This window comes from Nocardia goodfellowii, assembly GCF_017875645.1.
Taxonomy (GTDB): domain Bacteria; phylum Actinomycetota; class Actinomycetes; order Mycobacteriales; family Mycobacteriaceae; genus Nocardia; species Nocardia goodfellowii.
Genome location: NZ_JAGGMR010000001.1, coordinates 535,314 through 553,523, shown reverse-complemented (window position 1 = coordinate 553,523; position 18,210 = coordinate 535,314). Strand labels below are relative to the sequence as shown.

The window sequence follows — 18,210 nt, the reverse complement described above, 5'->3', positions numbered from 1 at the left end:
CTGGCCGTGCAGTACGCCGATTACGCGCTGTGGCAGCGTGAGGTGCTGGGCTCCGAGGATGATCCGGAGTCGTTGATCTCCAGCCAGATTCGGTACTGGACCGAGCAGCTGGCCGAGTTGACCGACGAGCTGCCGTTGCCGTCGGATCGCCCGCGGCCGCCGGTCGCCAGCTACCGCGGCGGCACGTATCCGTTCACCATTTCCGCCGAGACGCAGCGTGGCCTGGTCGAGATCGGCCGCAAGCACAACGCGTCGCTGTTCATGGTCATGCACAGTGCGCTGGCGATCTTGCTGGCCCGGATGTCGGGTACGGACGACATCGCGATCGGTACGCCGGTGGCTGGTCGTGGTGAGGCCGCGCTGGATGATTTGGTGGGTATGTTCGTCAACACGTTGGTGTTGCGGACCGAGGTTCGTGGTGCGGCGACGATCGCGGATCTGCTGGCTGATGTGCGGGATACCGATCTGCATGCGTTCGCGCATGCGGATGTGCCGTTCGAGCGTTTGGTGGAGGTGCTCAACCCGACGCGTTCGCAGGCTCGGCATCCGTTGTTCCAGGTGATGCTCTCCTTCCAGAACCTGCAGCAGACCAGCCTGGAATTGCCCGGACTGGCCGTGCGCGGCGTCGAATACGAGACCGGCCTGGCCAAGTTCGATCTGCAACTGATGGTGCAGGAGTCGGTGGACGCCACGGGCGCGCCCGCCGGGATGTCGGCCGCGTTCGCGTATTCGGCGGACCTTTTCGACGAAGCGACCGTCGCCGATTTCGCCCGGCGCTTGGATCGGGTGCTGGCCGCCCTGGCCGCCGATGCCGACACCGCGATCGGTGACATCGATCTGCTCGGTGCCGAGGAACGGTCGCTGGTGCTGCGCCGGTGGAACGCCACCGAGTACACGATCGACCCCGCGACCCTGGTGTCGCTGTTCGAAGCGCAGGTGGAACGGACCCCGGACGCGGTCGCGCTGACCTTCGAGGGGACAAGTCTGTCCTATGCCGAGTTCGCGAGCCGGGTATCCCAGCTCGCGCGCTGGCTGACCGCTTCCGGCGTGGGCCCGGAATCCCTTGTCGCACTTGGCATGCGGCGCTCGGTCGAACTGGTCGTCGGCATGTACGCGGTGTCCGCCGCCGGTGGCGCCTACGTGCCGATCGATCCGGATCACCCGGCCGAACGCATCGCGCACATTCTCGATACCGCGCAACCGGTGTGTGTGCTGACCACCTCGGGCGACGCGCTGGAGTTGCCCGAGTCGGTGCGCCGGGTGGAGCTCGACACGCTGGAACTGTCCGAGTTCTCCGACGCGCCGGTGACCGACGCGGATCGCCTGGCGCCGTTGCGCCCGGACAACACCGCCTACGTCATCTACACCTCGGGTTCGACCGGCCGCCCCAAGGGCGTCGCGGTCTCGCACGCGGCGATCGTCAACCGCCTGGTGTGGATGCATGCTCAGTACGGTCTGACCGCCGGTGATGTGGTGCTGCAGAAGACGCCCGCCACCTTCGACGTCTCGGTGTGGGAGTTCTTCTGGCCCTTGCAGGTCGGCGCGCGCCTGGTGGTGGCCAAGCCGGACGGGCATCGCGATCCGGCCTACCTGACACAGCTGATCGTGGACGAAGGCGTCACCACGGTGCACTTCGTGCCGTCGATGCTGGCGGTCTTCGTGGCCGATCCGCGCGTCGGCGAATGCGTCGGGTTGCGGCATGTCTTCGCCTCGGGTGAGGCGTTGCCTGCCCCGACCGCACAGCTCCTGCGGGAGTCGACCGGTGCCGCGCTGCACAATCTGTACGGTCCCACCGAGGCCGCCGTCGACGTGACCTTCCACGAGGTCGTCGATACCGACACCGTGTCGGTGCCGATCGGCCTGCCGGTGTTCAATACCCAGGTCTACGTGCTCGACGCGCGCCTGCATCCGGTCGCGCCGGGTGTGCCCGGCGAGCTCTACCTGGCCGGTGCGCAGCTGGCGCGCGGTTATGTGCGGCAAGCGAACCTGACCGCGGATCGGTTCGTGGCGAACCCGTTCGCCGACGGCGAGCGCATGTACCGCACCGGCGACCTGGTGCGCTGGACCAGGTCGGCTCGCGGTGTCGCCGCTGAGCTGGAGTACTTGGGCCGCACCGACTTCCAGGTGAAGGTGCGTGGTCTGCGCATCGAGCTGGGCGAGATCGAGTCCGCGCTCACCGCGCAGGATTCGGTCGCGCAGGCCGTCGTGGTGGTGCGCGAGGACGAGCGCACCGGCGCGCAACTGGTCGCCTACCTGGTCGCGGCGGAGGCGGGGATCGACCTCGACGCGCTGCGCCTGGCGCTGACCGAGCACCTGCCGGGCTACATGGTCCCGGCGGCGTTCGTGGTGCTGGCGGAGTTCCCGCTCAACGCTTCGGGCAAGCTGGACCGGAAGGCGTTGCCGCAGCCGACGTTCGAGGTGCGCGGCTTCCGTGCGCCGGTGACCCCGGTGCAGGAGATCGTCGCCGGTGTCTTCGCCGACCTGCTCGGTGTCGACCGGGTGGGTCTGGACGACGACTTCTTCGCGCTCGGCGGCAACTCGCTCATCGCGACGCGGGCGACCGCGCGCCTGGGTGCGGCGCTGGACGCGGAGGTGCCGGTCCGGGTGCTGTTCGACGCCTCGACCGTGGAGGCGCTGGCCGCACGGGTGGAGTCGCACACCGGGCAGGGCGCGCGCTCGCGGTTGGTGGCGCGGCCACGACCGGCGGGTGAGCTGGTGCCGCTGTCGTTCGCGCAGCAGCGGATGTGGTTCCTGAACCAGTACGACAAGTCGTCCTCGGCCTACAACCTGCCGCTGGCGATCCGGCTGTCGGGCGAACTCGACACCGCCGCACTGGAATCGGCGTTGTTCGATGTGGTGCGCCGGCACGAGTCGCTGCGCACCCGCTACCCCGAGCACGGCGGCACCCCGGTGCAGGTCGTGGTCCCGGCCGAGCAACTCGCCATGGAGCTGCGCGGCTACCCGATCGCGGAGGACGAACTGGTGGCCGCGGTCACCGAGTTCGTCGCCGCCGGATTCGACGTGGCGGAGCGAGTTCCCTTGCGGGCCCGCCTGTTCCAGGTCCGTGCCGACGAGCATGTGCTGGTCGTGGTGGTGCACCACATCGCCGCCGACGGTTTCTCGATGAGCCCGCTGGCGCGCGACGTGATGACCGCCTACCTCGCCCGCACCCAGGGCAGCGCGCCGGAGTGGACGCCGCTGCCGGTGCAGTACGCCGATTTCGCGGTGTGGCAGCGCGAAGTGCTGGGCACCGAGGATGATCCGGAATCGCTGCTGTCCCGGCAGGTCGCGCACTGGCAGCGCGCGCTGGCGGACAGTCCCGAGGAATTGACCCTGCCGACCGACCGGCCGCGCCCCGCGGTCGCCTCCTACCGCGGCGCCACCGTGACGACCACGTTGCCCGCGGAACTCGTCACCGCGCTCGAAGGCGTTGCCCGCGCGCAGAACGCGTCGCTGTTCATGGTGACCCACGCCGCGCTGGCGGTGCTGCTCGGCCGCCTGGCCGGCGCCGACGATGTCACCGTCGGCACGCCGGTCGCGGGCCGCGGTGTGGCCGCCCTCGACGACCTGGTCGGCATGTTCGTCAACACCCTGGTGCTGCGCACCAGGCTCGAGCTCTCGGAATCGTTCAGCACGCTGCTGGCGCAGGCACGGCACTCCGATCTGGAGGCGTTCGGCCACGCCGACGTGCCGTTCGAGCGGCTGGTGGAACTGCTGGCGCCGGAGCGGTCGCAGGCGCGCAACCCGCTGTTCCAGGTGATGCTGGCGTTCCAGAATCTGGACCGCACCACCCTGGAGCTGCCGGGGCTGGCCGTCTCCGAGCTGGCGGTGGAAACGTCCACCGCGCGCTTCGATCTGCAGTTCACCCTGTCGGAGATCCCGGCCGCGGCCGATTCGGCCGCCGCGTTCCGGTCCGACGGCATGGCTGTGACCCTGACCTACGCCACCGATCTGTTCGACGAGGCCAGTGCCGCGGCGATCCTGCGGCAGTGGTCCCGGGTGCTGGCGGCGGTGGCCGCCGACACCGACGTCGCGATCGGCGACATTCCGCTGCTGGACGCCGCCGAGACGGCGCGCGAGCTGTGGGGCTGGAACGAGACCTGGCGTGAGCTGGGTCCGGGCGCCACCCTGGTGGACCTGTTCGCCGATCAGGTGGCACGGACCCCGGACGCGGTCGCCGTGGTCGACCCGGAGACGGGTCAGGTGCTGACCTACGCCGATTTCGCGAGCCGGGTGCACCGTTTGGCGCACCGCCTGGTCGAGGCCGGTGTGGGCCCGGAAACCCTTGTCGCCGTAGGCATTCCCCGATCGCTGGACCTGCTGATCGCGATCTACGCGATTGTCGAGTCCGGCGGCGGCTACGTCCCGCTGGATTTGGAGCAGCCCGCCGACCGGATCGCCTACGTGCTGGACGCGGCGGACCCGGTGTGTGTGCTGGTCACCGCGGCTGTCGGCGCCGATCTCGCGCCGGGCCGAGCCGCGCTGGTGGTGGACGCGCTGGAGCTGTCGTCGTACCCGGACACCCCGCTGACCGATGCCGACCGGCGCGCCCCGCTGCGCCCGGCGCAGCCCGCGTACGCGATCTTCACCTCCGGCTCGACGGGCCGGCCGAAGGGCGTGCTGGTGCCGCATTCGGCCGTCGTCAACCAGATCCGCTGGATCACCGGCGAATACGGCATCGACACCGAGGACGCGGTGCTGTTCAAGACGCCGGTGACCTTCGATGTCTCGGTGTGGGAGCTGTTCGGCCCGCTGTCGGTGGGTGGCCGCGTCGTCGTGGCCGCGCCGGACGGCCACCGCGATCCGCAGTACCTGGCGATGGTCATCGCCGAACACGGCGTCACCATGACGTCCTTCGTGCCGTCGATGCTGGCGGTGTTCGCCGGCGCGGTCGAGGGTGCGGCGCTGTCGTCGCTGCGCGCGGTGCTGGTGGCCGGTGAGGCGTTCACCTCCGATATCGCCGCCGCGTTCCGCCGGGTCAGCTCGGCGCGGATGTTCAACCTGTACGGTCCGACCGAGTTCACCGTGCATGCCACGCATGCGCCGGCGGGCACGGCGGCGGGCGCCGTGCCGATCGGCAAGCCGGTCTGGAACGCGCAGGCGTATGTGCTCGACGCACGGTTCAACCCGGTGCCCGTCGGGGTGGCCGGTGAGTTGTACCTGGCCGGAGACCAGCTCGCGCGCGGCTATCTGGGACGCCCGGATCTGACCGCGGACCGATTCGTGGCCGCGCCGTTCGGTGACGACGGTGCGCGCATGTACCGCACCGGTGACCTGGTGCGCCGCGGTCCCGACGGCTCGATCACCTACCTGGGCCGCACCGACTTCCAGGTGAAGTTGCGCGGTATGCGCATCGAGCTCGGCGAGATCGAATCCGCGCTCACCGCACACGAATCCGTGGCTCAGGCCGTCGTCGTGGTCAGCGCCAAGGCCAGCACCGACCAGCTCGTGGGTTATGTCGTTCCGGCTACGCAGCCGGGCGGCGCGCCCGCGACCGTGGATCCAGCCGCCCTGCGGACCTATCTCGCGGGCCGGCTGCAGTCGCACATGGTGCCTGCGGTGCTCATGGTGCTGCCGGAGTTGCCGTTGAACGCCAACGGCAAGCTGGATCGCCGGGCGTTGCCGGAGCCGGTGTTCAGCACCGAGGTGGCCTTCCAGGCGCCGCGCAACCCGGTCGAGCACCTCATCGCCGAGCTGTTCGCCGAAGTTCTGGGTGTGGAGCGCGTCGGTGTCGAGGATTCGTTCTTCGCGCTCGGCGGCGATTCCATCGTGTCGATCCAGCTGGTGTCCCGGGCCAAGGCCCGGGGTGTGGTGTTCTCCGCGCGTGACGTGTTCGAGCAGCGCACCGTCGCCGGTCTCGCGGTCGTCGCGGAAACCACTGCGGCCCAGGGTGATTCGGCGCCGGTACTGGCCGAGCTGCCCGGTGGCGGCGTGGGTGCCCGCCCGCTGACCCCGGTGGAGCGTTTCATGGCGGAGCGCCCCGGTTCCTTCCGCCGCTTCCATCAGGCGGTGGCGCTGGCGCTGCCGGCCGGTATCGACCGGGCCGGGATCGCCGCGACCATCGACGCCGTGCTCGATCGGCACGACATGCTGCGTGCCCGGCTGACCCGGGACGCCGAGGGGCAATACCGCGTCGAGACCGCCGCGCCCGGCGCGATCGAGGTGGACGCACTGATCGACCGCACCGGATTCGACGCCGGCGCCTCCGCGGCCGAGGTCGTCGACATCGCTTCGGCGGCAATGGATGCCAGCCTGGATCGCTTGGATCCCGAAGCGGGCGTGGTGATCCGGTTCGTCTGGCTGGAACCGGACGCGCCCGCCGGCGACTCGGCCCCGGATCGGGTCGGGTACCTGATCGTGGTCGCGCACCACCTGGTGGTGGACGGCGTGTCCTGGCGAATCCTGGTGCCGGACTTCGTCGCTACCTGGGGACAGCTGACGGCGGGACAGACCCCTCGGCTGGAAGCGCCGGTCACCAGCATGCGCACCTGGGCGCACGCCCTGGAACAGGCGGCAGCCGGTCGCGGTACGGAATTGGAATTCTGGCGCGGCGTGGTCGACGGTCCGGACTCGTTGTTGTCCGCGCGCCCGTTCGATCCGGCCGTCGACGTGACCGAGGTGGTCGAGACCATTCGGGTCGAGGTGTCGGCAGAGGTCACCCAATCCCTGCTGACCACGGTTCCGGCGCTGTTCCACGGCGGCGTGAACGATGGTCTGCTGACCGCGCTGGCCTTGGCTGTGACATCGTGGCGGGCCCAGCGCGGGATCCGGGAGGACTCCGCGCTGATCCGCCTGGAGGGTCACGGCCGGGAAGAGGCGGTTGTGCCCGGCGCGGATCTCTCGCGCACGGTGGGCTGGTTCACCGCGATCTTCCCGGTGCGATTCGATCTGGCGGGCATCGATATCGACGCGGCGCTGGCGGGCGGCCCGGAAATGGGCCGCGCCATCAAGGCGGTGAAGGAACAGCTGCTGGCCGTGCCCGACCGGGGTGTCGGCTACGGGCTGCTGCGTTACCTGAACGCGGAGACCGCCGCGGCGTTGCCGGACCAGATGCCGGGACAGATCAGTTTCAACTATCTGGGCCGGTTCGCCGAGGGCACGGCGCCGGAGGCGGCGCGCGGCTTCGGCTGGCTGCCCGCGCCCGAACTCGCCGGATTGAGCGGCGTCGCCGACGCCGATCTGCCGGCCATGGCTCCGCTGGACATCAACGCGGGCGTGTCCGACGACCGCTTGAGCGCCCGGATCGCTTACCCGGCAACGCTGTTCGACGCCGGCCCGGTACGCGAATTCGCGGGCCTGTGGGTGCGTGCGCTGGAAGCGGTCGCGCGGCACGCGGATACGGTCGAGGCGGGCGGTCACACGCCGTCCGACTTCCCGCTCGTGCGCAGCACGCAGTCCGATATCGACGAGTGGGAGCGGCGTTTCCCCGCGCTCACCGATGTGTGGTCGCTGTCGCCGCTGCAGTCGGGTCTGCTTTTCCACGCGCAACTGGCCGCCACCTCGGTGGATGTGTACACCTCGCAGGCGGTGCTGACCTTGACCGGCCGGGTGTCCGCGGACCGGTTGCGTTCGGCGGCACAGGCTCTGGTGGACCGGTACGACAACCTGCGCACCGCGTTCGTCACCGATGCCGACGGCAATGCCGTGCAACTGGTCCTCGACGGTGTCGAGGTGGCGTGGGATGAGCAGGACCGCCGGGCGACCGGCGACGCGAGCGACCTGATCGAGGCCGATCGGATGCGGCGCTTCGATCTGACCGCGCCGCCGCTGATCCGGTTCACCCTGATCCAGGTCGGCGAGCACGAGTGGTCGCTGGCGGTGACGAACCATCACATCCTGCTCGACGGCTGGTCGATGCCGCTGCTCATGCGTGATCTGCTGGTGCTCTACGCCACGCACGCCGATACCGCCGGCTTGCCGCCGGTCCGGTCCTACCGCTACTTCCTGGACTGGGTGTCCCAGCAGGACAAGGCGGCGTCGCTGGCCGCGTGGAGCCGTGCGCTGCAAGGCTTCTCGGAGCCGACACTGCTGGCCCGGCCACAGGTCGGCCGGGAGATCACGGCATTGTCCGGCGAATACCGCTTCGAGCTGGACGAGACCGTCACCGCGGGCATCACCGCGCTGGCCGCGGAGCTGAGCGTCACCGTGAACACGGTGCTGCAGGCGGCGTGGGGTCTGGTGCTCGGCCGTTCGACCGGTAGTGACGATGTCTTGTTCGGCACCACCGTGTCCGGCCGCCCGGCCCAGTTGAACGGCGTCGAGAACATGGTCGGCCTGTTCATCAACACCGTTCCGGTGCGGGTGGCGTTCGACCCGGTCGAGTCGGCACGGACCCTGCTCACCCGCATCCAGGGTGAGCAGGCCGATCTGCTCGATCACCACTACGTCGGCTTGACCGATATCCAGTCGGCGGCCGGTCTGGGCGGTCTGTTCGACACGCTGATGGTGTTCGAGTCGTATCCGGTCGACGCCGAAGGCATTCGGGCGCAGGCCGCCGATATCGACGGGATGGCCGTGGCCGGCCTGGATGTCGCCGACGCCACGCACTACCCGCTGACGCTGATCGCACGGCTGGATTCACGGCTGCGGATTCGCGCCAGCTACCTGAGCGATCTGCTCGACGCGGACAGCGTCGCGCGGGTGTCCGACCGGCTCGTCCGAGTGCTGACCGCACTCGTCGCCGCGCCCACCGCGCCCGTCGGTGATATCGAACTGCTCGGCGAGACCGAGCGTTCGAACGTGCTGGAGCGCTGGGTGTCGTCCGGAAAGGACGGCGGCACCGGACTGTTCGCCGCCGCGACCACCCATCTGTCGACGCTGGTCGACGCGGCGGTGACGGCGCACGGCGACCGGGTCGCGGTGCGATTCGGCGAGGACGCGCTGACCTACGCGGAATTGGATCAGCGCGCGAATCAGTTGGCGCGCAAGCTGATCGCCAAGGGCGCGGGCCCCGGTCAGTTGGTCGCGGTGATCCTGCCGCGATCGCTGGATCTGGTGGTGGCGTTGCTGGCGGTGGTGAAGTCGGGTGCGGGTTACGTGCCGATCGATCCGGCCTACCCCGCGGATCGCATCGCCTATGTGCTCTCCGACGCCGCTCCGGCGAGCGTGATCGTCGACGGCAGCGTGGACGCCGAACTGCTCGACGGCGTGACGGTCGTGTCGATGGCGGGCTTCGGCGTGGAGACCGGCGACCTGGTGGATGCCGGTGAAGGTCCCATCACCGACGCCGATCGGCTCGCGCCGCTGCGTGCGTCGAACACCGCCTACGTCATCTACACCTCCGGTTCCACGGGCCGCCCCAAGGGCGTAGCGGTGGCGCACCGGAATGTGGTGCGGCTGTTCGCGAATACCGATCGCGAATTCGGTTTCGGACCGGACGATGTGTGGACGCTGTTCCACTCCAGCGCGTTCGACTTCTCGGTGTGGGAGCTGTGGGGCGCACTGCTCTACGGCGGCACCGTGGTGGTCGTCGACTACTTCGTGTCGCGTTCGCCCGAGCAGTTCCTCGAACTGCTGCGGCGCGAGCGGGTGACGGTGCTGAACCAGACGCCGTCGGCGTTCTACCAGCTGGCCGACGCCGATCGCACCACCGGTGCTTCCGAGCCCTTGGCGTTGCGGTACGTGGTGTTCGGCGGTGAGGCACTCGACCTGCGTCGCCTCGCCGACTGGATGGCGCGCCGTGGTGACGGTTCGGCCGGTGCGGCCGGGCCGCGTCTGGTGAACATGTACGGCATCACCGAGACCACCGTGCACGTGACCCACCGCATGCTCGACGCCGAAACTGTCGCCACGGCAACGGGTTCGGTCATCGGACGGGCTATCGCGGGCCTGTCGGTCTACGTACTCGACACCCGACTGAACCCCGTTCCGGTGGGCGTCCCGGGCGAAATGTATGTCGCCGGACCGCAATTGGCCGACGGCTATCTCGGGCGCGCGGATCTCACGACGGCGCGGTTCGTCGCGAATCCGTTCGGTGCACCGGGCAGCAGGCTGTACCGTTCCGGTGATCTCGCGCGCTGGAACGAGCAGGGTGAACTGGAGCACCTCGGCCGCGCCGATGACCAGGTGAAGGTGCGTGGTTTCCGCATCGAGCTCGGTGAGATCGAGGCGGCGTTGCTGGCGCTGGACGAGGTCGCGCAGGCCGCGGTGGTGGTCCGCTCCGATGGCCGGGTCAGCGATCAGCTGGTCGGTTACGTGGTGCCGGTCGACGGCGATGTCGATACCGAAAGCTTGCGGACGCGCTTGTCGGAGACGTTGCCCGCGTACATGGTTCCGTCTGTGTTGATGGTGCTGGCGGCGCTGCCGTTGACCGTGAACGGCAAGCTGGATCGCCGGGCGTTGCCCGCGCCGGTTCTCGAGGCCGCCGCTTTCCGGGCCCCGGTCACCGCCGCGGAGCAGATCGTGGCCGGCGTCTTCGCCGAGGTGCTCGGTGTGGATCGGGTCGGTTTGGACGACGACTTCTTCGCGCTGGGCGGTAACTCGCTCATCGCCACGCGCGTCGCGGCCCGGCTGTCGGCTGCGCTGGACAGCCACATCGGCGTCCGGGAGATCTTCGAGGCGTCCACCGTGGCCGCGCTGGCCGCGCGTGCCGGGTCCGGAATCGGAACCGGCGCACGGCAGGCGCTGGTGCCGCAGCAGCGGCCGGAGACGGTGCCGCTGTCGCTGGCACAGCAGCGCATGTGGTTCCTCAACCGGTTCGATCCCGAATCGGCGGTGGACAACATCCCGCTGGCGGTGCGCTTGTCCGGCCTGCTGGACCGGCAGGCGCTGCAGATCGCGGTGGCCGACGTGCTGGCCCGCCACGAGTCGCTGCGCACCCGCTACCCCGAGGTGGACGGCACGGCGCGGCAGGAGATCGTGCCGACCGCCAAGGTCATCCCGGATCTGTCCCCGGTCGAGGTTGCCGAAAGCGAACTGCCGCAGCATCTTTCGGAATTCGTGCTGCGCGGTTTCGACGTCACCGCCGAGGTGCCGTTGCGGGCGCGGCTGTTCGAGATCAGCCCCACCGAGCATGTCCTGGTCCTGGTCGCGCACCACATCAGCGCCGACGGTTTCTCGATGGGACCGCTGGCCCGCGACGTGATGACGGCCTACGCCGCCCGCGTCGAGGGCGGCGAGCCCACCTGGACGCCGCTGGCGGTGCAGTACGCCGACTTCGCGCTGTGGCAGCGAGCGGTGCTCGGCGCCGAGGACGATCCGGAATCGGTGATCGCCCAGCAGATCTCGTACTGGCGGCAGGCGCTCGCCGGGCTACCCGATCAGCTGGACCTGCCGTCGGATCGGCCCCGTCCCGCGATCGCGTCCGGGCGTGGCGCGCGGCTGCGCTTCGAGATCGATCCCGCGGTCCAGGCGGGCCTGACCGAGCTCGCCCAGGCGCAGGGCGCGACTCTGTTCATGGTCGTGCACACCGCGCTCGCGGTGCTGCTGGCGCGGTTGAGCGGCGAGTCCGATATCGCGATCGGTACTCCGGTCGCGGGTCGTGGCGAGCGGGCGCTCGACGATCTGGTCGGCATGTTCGTCAACACCCTGGTGCTGCGCACCGAGGTCGACGGCGGCACCGGCTTCAACGAACTGCTGCAGACGGTGCGAGCCACCGACATCGCCGCGTTCGGCCACGCCGACCTGCCGTTCGAGCGATTGGTGGAGATCCTCAGCCCCGCTCGCTCGCAGGCGCGTAATCCGTTGTTCCAGGTGATGCTGGCCTTGCAGAACACCGGCCAGACCGCGCTCGAGCTGCCGGAACTGACGGTCAGCGCCGTCGAGTTGCCCGGCGAAACCGCGAAGTTCGACCTGCAGTTGGTGCTGGCCGAAGAACCGGGCGACGCGCGCGGCGGCATCAAGGCCGAATTCATCTACGCCACCGACCTGTTCGACGCCGAGACGATCGCGGACTTCGCCCGCCGGTTCACCCGGATCCTGAAGGCGATCACCGCCACGCCGGATCGGCCGGTCGGCGATCTGCCGCTCCTCGATGTCACCGAGCACGCGCTGCTGTTGCGCGACTGGAACGCCACCCACCTCCCGATCGAGGTGCCCGCGGGCGATGCCGCCGGGACGTTGATCGCGCTGTTCGAAGCGCAGGTCGCGGCGACCCCCGAGGCGACCGCGATCACGTTCGAGGGGACAAGTCTGTCCTACGCCGAGTTCGCCGGCCGGGTCCGGCAGCTGAGCCGGTGGCTGATCGAGCGCGGCGTCGGGGCGGAATCGCTGGTGGCGCTCGGTATGCGGCGTTCCATCGACCTGGTGATCGGCATGTACGCCGCGGTGGCGGCGGGCGGCGGCTACGTACCGCTCGACCCGGACCACCCGGCCGAGCGCACCGCCTACGTCCTGGACACCGCCGATCCGGTCTGCGTGCTCACCAGCGGCGACGACCTGCCGATCGATACCGCCCAGGTGCGGATCGATCTGCTCGACCTGTCCGGCTACTCCGATGACCCGGTCACCGACGCGGAGCGCCGTATGCCGCTCCGCCCCGCGAACACCGCGTATGTGATCTTCACGTCGGGTTCGACCGGCCGGCCCAAGGGCGTCGCGGTCTCGCACGCGGCGATCGTGAACCGGCTGATCTGGATGCAGGCCGAGTACGGTCTCACCGCCGCGGACGTGGTGCTGCAGAAGACTCCGGCCACCTTCGACGTGTCGGTCTGGGAGTTCTTCTGGCCCTTGCAGATCGGTGCGCGCCTGGTGGTCGCCCGGCCGGACGGCCACCGCGATCCGGCCTACCTGGCCGAGGTGATCGAGACCGAGCAGGTCACCACCGCGCACTTCGTGCCCGCCATGATGTCGGTCTTCGTGGCCGAACTCGAGGCGGCGCGTTCGGAGCTCGCCGACGGCGCGGGCGACCGCGGTGCTTCGCTGCGGCAGGTGTTCGCCTCCGGTGAGGCGCTGCCCGCGGCGACCGCACAGCAGTTGCGTGCCCTGACCGGAGCCCGGCTGCACAACCTGTACGGCCCCACCGAAGCCGCGGTCGACGTCACCTATCACGAGGTGACCGACGCCGACACGATCTCGGTGCCGATCGGTGCGCCGGTGGCCAACACCCAGGTGTATGTGCTCGACGCCCGGCTGCACTCGACGCCGATCGGAGTGGCCGGTGAGCTCTACCTGGCCGGTGCGCAGTTGGCGCGCGGTTATGTGGAGCGTGCGGACCTGAGCGCGGAACGGTTCGTGGCCAACCCCTTCAGCTCGGGGGAACGGATGTACCGCACCGGCGACCTGGTGCGCTGGACGAACGCCGGTGAGCTGGAGTACTTGGGCCGCACCGACTTCCAGGTGAAGCTGCGCGGTCTGCGGATCGAGCTCGGCGAGATCGAAGCCGCGCTCACCGCCCTGGAACCGGTGGCGCAAGCCGTCGTGGTCGTGCGCTCGGACGACCGGTTCGGCGACCAGCTGGTGGGCTACCTCATCGCGTCCGCCGGCCAGGTCATCGACATCGATGACATGCGTGCGGATCTGGCGCGCTCGCTGCCCGCCTACATGGTCCCGTCGGCCTTCGTGATCCTGACCGAGTTCCCGCTCAACGCTTCCGGCAAGCTGGACCGCAAGGCGCTGCCCGCTCCGGTGCTGGCCGCACGGGTGTACCGCCGGCCGGTCACGCCGATCGAGGTGATCGTGGCGGGCACCTTCGCCGAGGTGCTCGGAATCGACGAGGACGGCACCGAAGTCGGTCTGGACGACGACTTCTTCGAACTCGGCGGCAATTCGTTGATCGCCACCCAGGTCATCGCCCGGTTGGGTGCGGCGCTGGACACGCGCATCCCGGTGCGCATGCTGTTCGAGGCGTCGACGGTGGGCGCGCTGGCCGCGCGCCTGTCGACGCACGTCGGCACCGGCGGCCGCGGCGCGCTGGTGGCCGGTCCGCGACCGGAGCAGATTCCGTTGTCGCTGGCTCAGCAGCGCATGTGGTTCCTCAACCGATTCGACATGGCCAGCGCGGTGAACAACCTGCCGCTGGCGATCCGGTTGACCGGCGATCTCGACGTCCTGGCGTTGCAGCAGGCCGTGCGTGACGTGATCGCGCGGCACGAGGTGCTGCGCACCTACTACCCCGAGACCGCCGACGGTCAGGGCGTGCAGGTGATCCTGCCGGTCGCCGAGGCGACCCCCGCGCTGGAGCCGGTCACGGTCACCGAGGCGGAGCTGCACGATCGCATCGCCGAGGTGGTGCTGACCGGATTCGACGTCACCAGTGCGGTTCCGGTGCGCGCCGAGCTGTTGCGCGTCACGCCGACCGAGCACGTTCTGGTGGTCGTCGTGCACCACATCAGCGGTGACGGGTGGTCCATGCGGCCGCTGGCACAGGACGTGATGGTCGCCTATGTCGCCCGCTCGCACGGCGAGGTGCCCGGCTGGGCGCCGCTGCCGGTGCAGTACGCCGACTACGCGCTGTGGCAGCGCGAGACCCTGGGCTCCGAGGATGATCCGGAGTCGCTGATCGCCGAGCAGACCGCGTACTGGACGACGACGCTGGCCGGACTCCCCGGGCGCATCGATCTGCCCACCGATCGGCCCCGTCCGGTCGCGGCCTCGAATCGCGGTGCGGTGCATCCGTTCTCGGTCGACGAGGCGCTGCAGCAGCAGCTGACGGAGCTGGGCCGGACGCACGGCGCCAGCATGTTCATGGTGGTGCACGCGGCGCTGGCCGTGCTGGTCGGCCGGTTGTCCGGTAGCGGCGATATCGCGATCGGCACTCCGGTGGCCGGTCGCGGCGAGGCCGAGTTGGACAACTTGATCGGCATGTTCGTCAACACGCTGGTGCTGCGGACGGAACTGGATCCGAGCGTGCCGTTCTCGGCCCTGCTGGCCCAGACCAAGGACACCGATCTGGCCGCGTTCGCCCATGCCGATGTCCCGTTCGAGCGGCTGGTGGAGGTGCTGAGCCCGGAGCGGTCGCAGGCGCACCACCCGCTGTTCCAGGTGGCACTGTCCTTCGAGGCGTCCGGCGCCGGCGGCCCCACCCGGCTGACGCTGCCGGGCCTGGAGATCGCGGCGGTCGATTTCGATCCGGGCACCGCGAAGTTCGACCTGCAGCTGGCGGTCGCCGATCCGGCCGACGGCGGCCTGGCGATGTCGTGGAACTACGCCACCGATCTGTTCGACGCGGCGACGATCGCGATGTTGTCCGAGCGCCTGCTGTGGATCCTGCGGCGGGTGGCCACCGATCCGGACATCGTGGTCGGTGACATCGATCTGCTCGGCCCGGCCGAGCGCGCCGATGTCACCCGGCACTGGGTGAGCTCGGGAATCGACGGCGGCACAGGTCTTTTCGCGGACCGGGGGGTCACGCTGCCGGATCTGGTCGATGCCATGGTCGCCGCGCACGGCGACCGGGTGGCGGCGCGGTTCGGCGATGACGCGCTCACCTACGCCGAGCTCGATCGGCGCGCGAACCGGCTGGCGCGTGCGCTGATCGCGCAGGGCGCCGGGCCGGGCCGGTTGGTCGCGGTGCTGTTGCCGCGGTCGCTGGATCTGGTGGTGGCCTTGCTCGCGGTGGTGAAGTCAGGCGCGGGTTACGTGCCGGTCGACCCGACCTACCCCGCGGATCGCATCGCCTACGTGCTCGAGGATTCGGCGCCCGCGGGTGTGATCGTCGACGGCGATGTCGAGGTGGAGCTGCCCGACGATGTGACCGTGGTGTCGATGACCGGCTTCGATACCGAAGCCGGTGACGCGGGCGCCGATCCCGTCACCGACGCCGATCGGATCGCGCCGCTGCGTGCGTCGAACACCGCGTATGTGATCTACACCTCCGGTTCGACGGGCCGCCCGAAGGGCGTGGTCGTGGCGCACCGGAATGTGGTGCGGCTGTTCGCGAATACCGATCGCGAATTCGGTTTCGGTCCCGATGACGTGTGGACGCTGTTCCATTCGAGCGCGTTCGACTTCTCGGTGTGGGAACTGTGGGGTGCGCTGGTTTACGGCGGCACCGTGGTGGTCGTCGACTACTTCGTGTCGCGTTCGCCCGAGCAGTTCCTCGAACTGCTGCGGCGCGAGCGGGTGACGGTGCTGAACCAGACGCCGTCGGCGTTCTACCAGCTGGCCGAGGTCGAGCGGACCGCGGGCACGGTGCCGCCGTTGGCGCTGCGGTACGTGGTATTCGGCGGTGAGGCGCTGGATCTGCGTCGTCTGGGTGACTGGATGGCGCGGCACGGCGACGGAACCGGTGAATCGGCCGGGCCGCGTCTGGTGAACATGTACGGCATCACCGAGACCACCGTGCACGTGACCCACCGGGTCCTGGATGCGGAAACCGTTGCGGCGGCGACCGGTTCGGTGATCGGCCGGGCTATCGCGGGCTTGTCGGTCTACGTACTCGACACCCGACTGAACCCCGTTCCGGTGGGCGTGCCCGGCGAAATGTATGTCGCCGGACCGCAATTGACCGACGGTTACCTGGGTCGCGCGGATTTGTCGGCGGCGCGGTTCGTCGCGAATCCGTTCGGCGGGCCGGGGGAGCGGTTGTACCGTTCCGGTGACCTCGCGCGCTGGAATGCCCAGGGCGAGTTGGAGCATTTGGGTCGTGCCGATGATCAGGTGAAGGTGCGTGGTTTCCGCATCGAGCTCGGTGAGATCGAGGCGGCGTTGCTGGCGCTGGACGAGGTCGCGCAGGCCGCGGTGGTGGTTCGTTCCGATGGCCGGGTCAGCGATCAGCTGGTCGGCTATGTGGTGCCGGTCGACGGTGATGTCGATACCGAAAGTTTGCGGACGCGACTGTCGGAGACGTTGCCCGCGTACATGGTTCCGTCTGTGTTGATGGTGCTGGCGGCATTGCCGCTGACGGTCAACGGCAAGTTGGATCGCCGGGCGTTGCCCGCGCCGGTGCTCGAGGCCGCCGCTTTCCGGGCCCCGGTGACACCGGTCGAGGAGATCGTCGCCGATGTCTTCGCCGAGGTGCTCGGTGTGGATCGGGTCGGTTTGGACGACGACTTCTTCGCGCTGGGCGGCAACTCGCTCATCGCCACCCGGGTGAACGCGCGGCTGGGCGCCGCGCTGGACCGGCAGCTGTCGGTGCGCGATCTGTTCGAGGCATCCAGCGTGGCCGCGCTCGCGGCGCGGCTGGAGGAGAACGGCAGTGCGGGCCGGGCTCGGCCGCCGCTGGTGGCCGGCCCACGGCCGGAACGCATTCCGTTGTCCTCGGCGCAGCGGCGCTACTGGTTCCTCAACCAGTTCGACCCGGCCACGTCGGCCGTCGACAACATCCCGCTCGCCGTCCGGCTGTCCGGCACGCTCGACGTGGCCGCGCTGGAGCTGGCGATCGGTGACCTGCTGGCCCGCCACGAAGTGCTGCGGACCGTCTATCCGCAGTCGGCGGAGGGTCCGCACCAGGTGATCCTGCCGGTCGGCGCGACCCCGACCCGTTTGACGCCGGTGCAGGTCAGCGAGGACGAACTGATCGGCAAGGTCATCGAATTCGCGTTGACCGCCTTCGACGTCACGGTCGAGGTGCCGTTGGCGATGGCGTTGTTCCAGATCGCGCCGGACGAGCACGTACTGGCCTTCACGGTGCATCACGTCTCGGCCGATGGTTTCTCGCTGGCTCCGCTGGCGCGCGACGTGATGACCGCGTACGTGGCTCGGGTGCAAGGCGATGCGCCGCAGTGGCTTCCGCTGCCGGTGCAGTACGCCGACTACGCGCTGTGGCAGCACACGGTGCTCGGCGCCGAGGACGACCCGGAATCGCTCGGCGCCAAGCAGGTGGCCTACTGGCAGGCCGCGCTGGCCGATCTGCCCGACCGGCTGGAGCTGCCCACGGATCGGCCGCGGCCGCCCGCACAGTCGTTCCACGGCAAGGCGATTCGCTTCGAGATCTCCCCGGAGCGGCATGCCCGCCTGCTCGAGCTGGCTCGCGCGCACAACGCGTCGTTGTTCATGGTGGTGCACGCGGCGCTGGCGGTGCTGCTGTCCCGTCTGTCCGGCACCGACGACATCGCGGTCGGTACGCCGATCGCGGGTCGTGGTGAACGCGAACTCGACGACATGATCGGCATGTTCGTCAACACCCTGGTGTTCCGCACCCGGGTCGCGCCGGGCGACCGATTCGTCGATCTGCTCGCCGACGTGAAGGAACGCGACCTGGAGGCGTTCGCCAACGCGGACGTGCCGTTCGAGCGCCTGGTCGAGGTGCTCAACCCGGTGCGTTCCACGGCGCACAACCCGTTGTTCCAGGTGGGCTTCTCGTTCCAGAACCTGGCCGACACCGCCTTCGAA

Annotated in this window: 1 protein-coding gene (cut by both window edges); it reads left to right on the top strand. The window is 69.6% G+C overall.

Every position in this 18,210-nt window falls within one protein-coding gene, locus BJ987_RS02040, for a non-ribosomal peptide synthase/polyketide synthase (RefSeq protein ID WP_307869417.1), read on the top strand. The gene is 43,578 nt long; 13,236 of those nucleotides lie to the left of the window and 12,132 to its right, leaving coding positions 13,237–31,446 in view (codon 4,413, complete, through codon 10,482, complete); the first complete codon in view begins at position 1. Both codon boundaries (start and stop) fall beyond the window edges.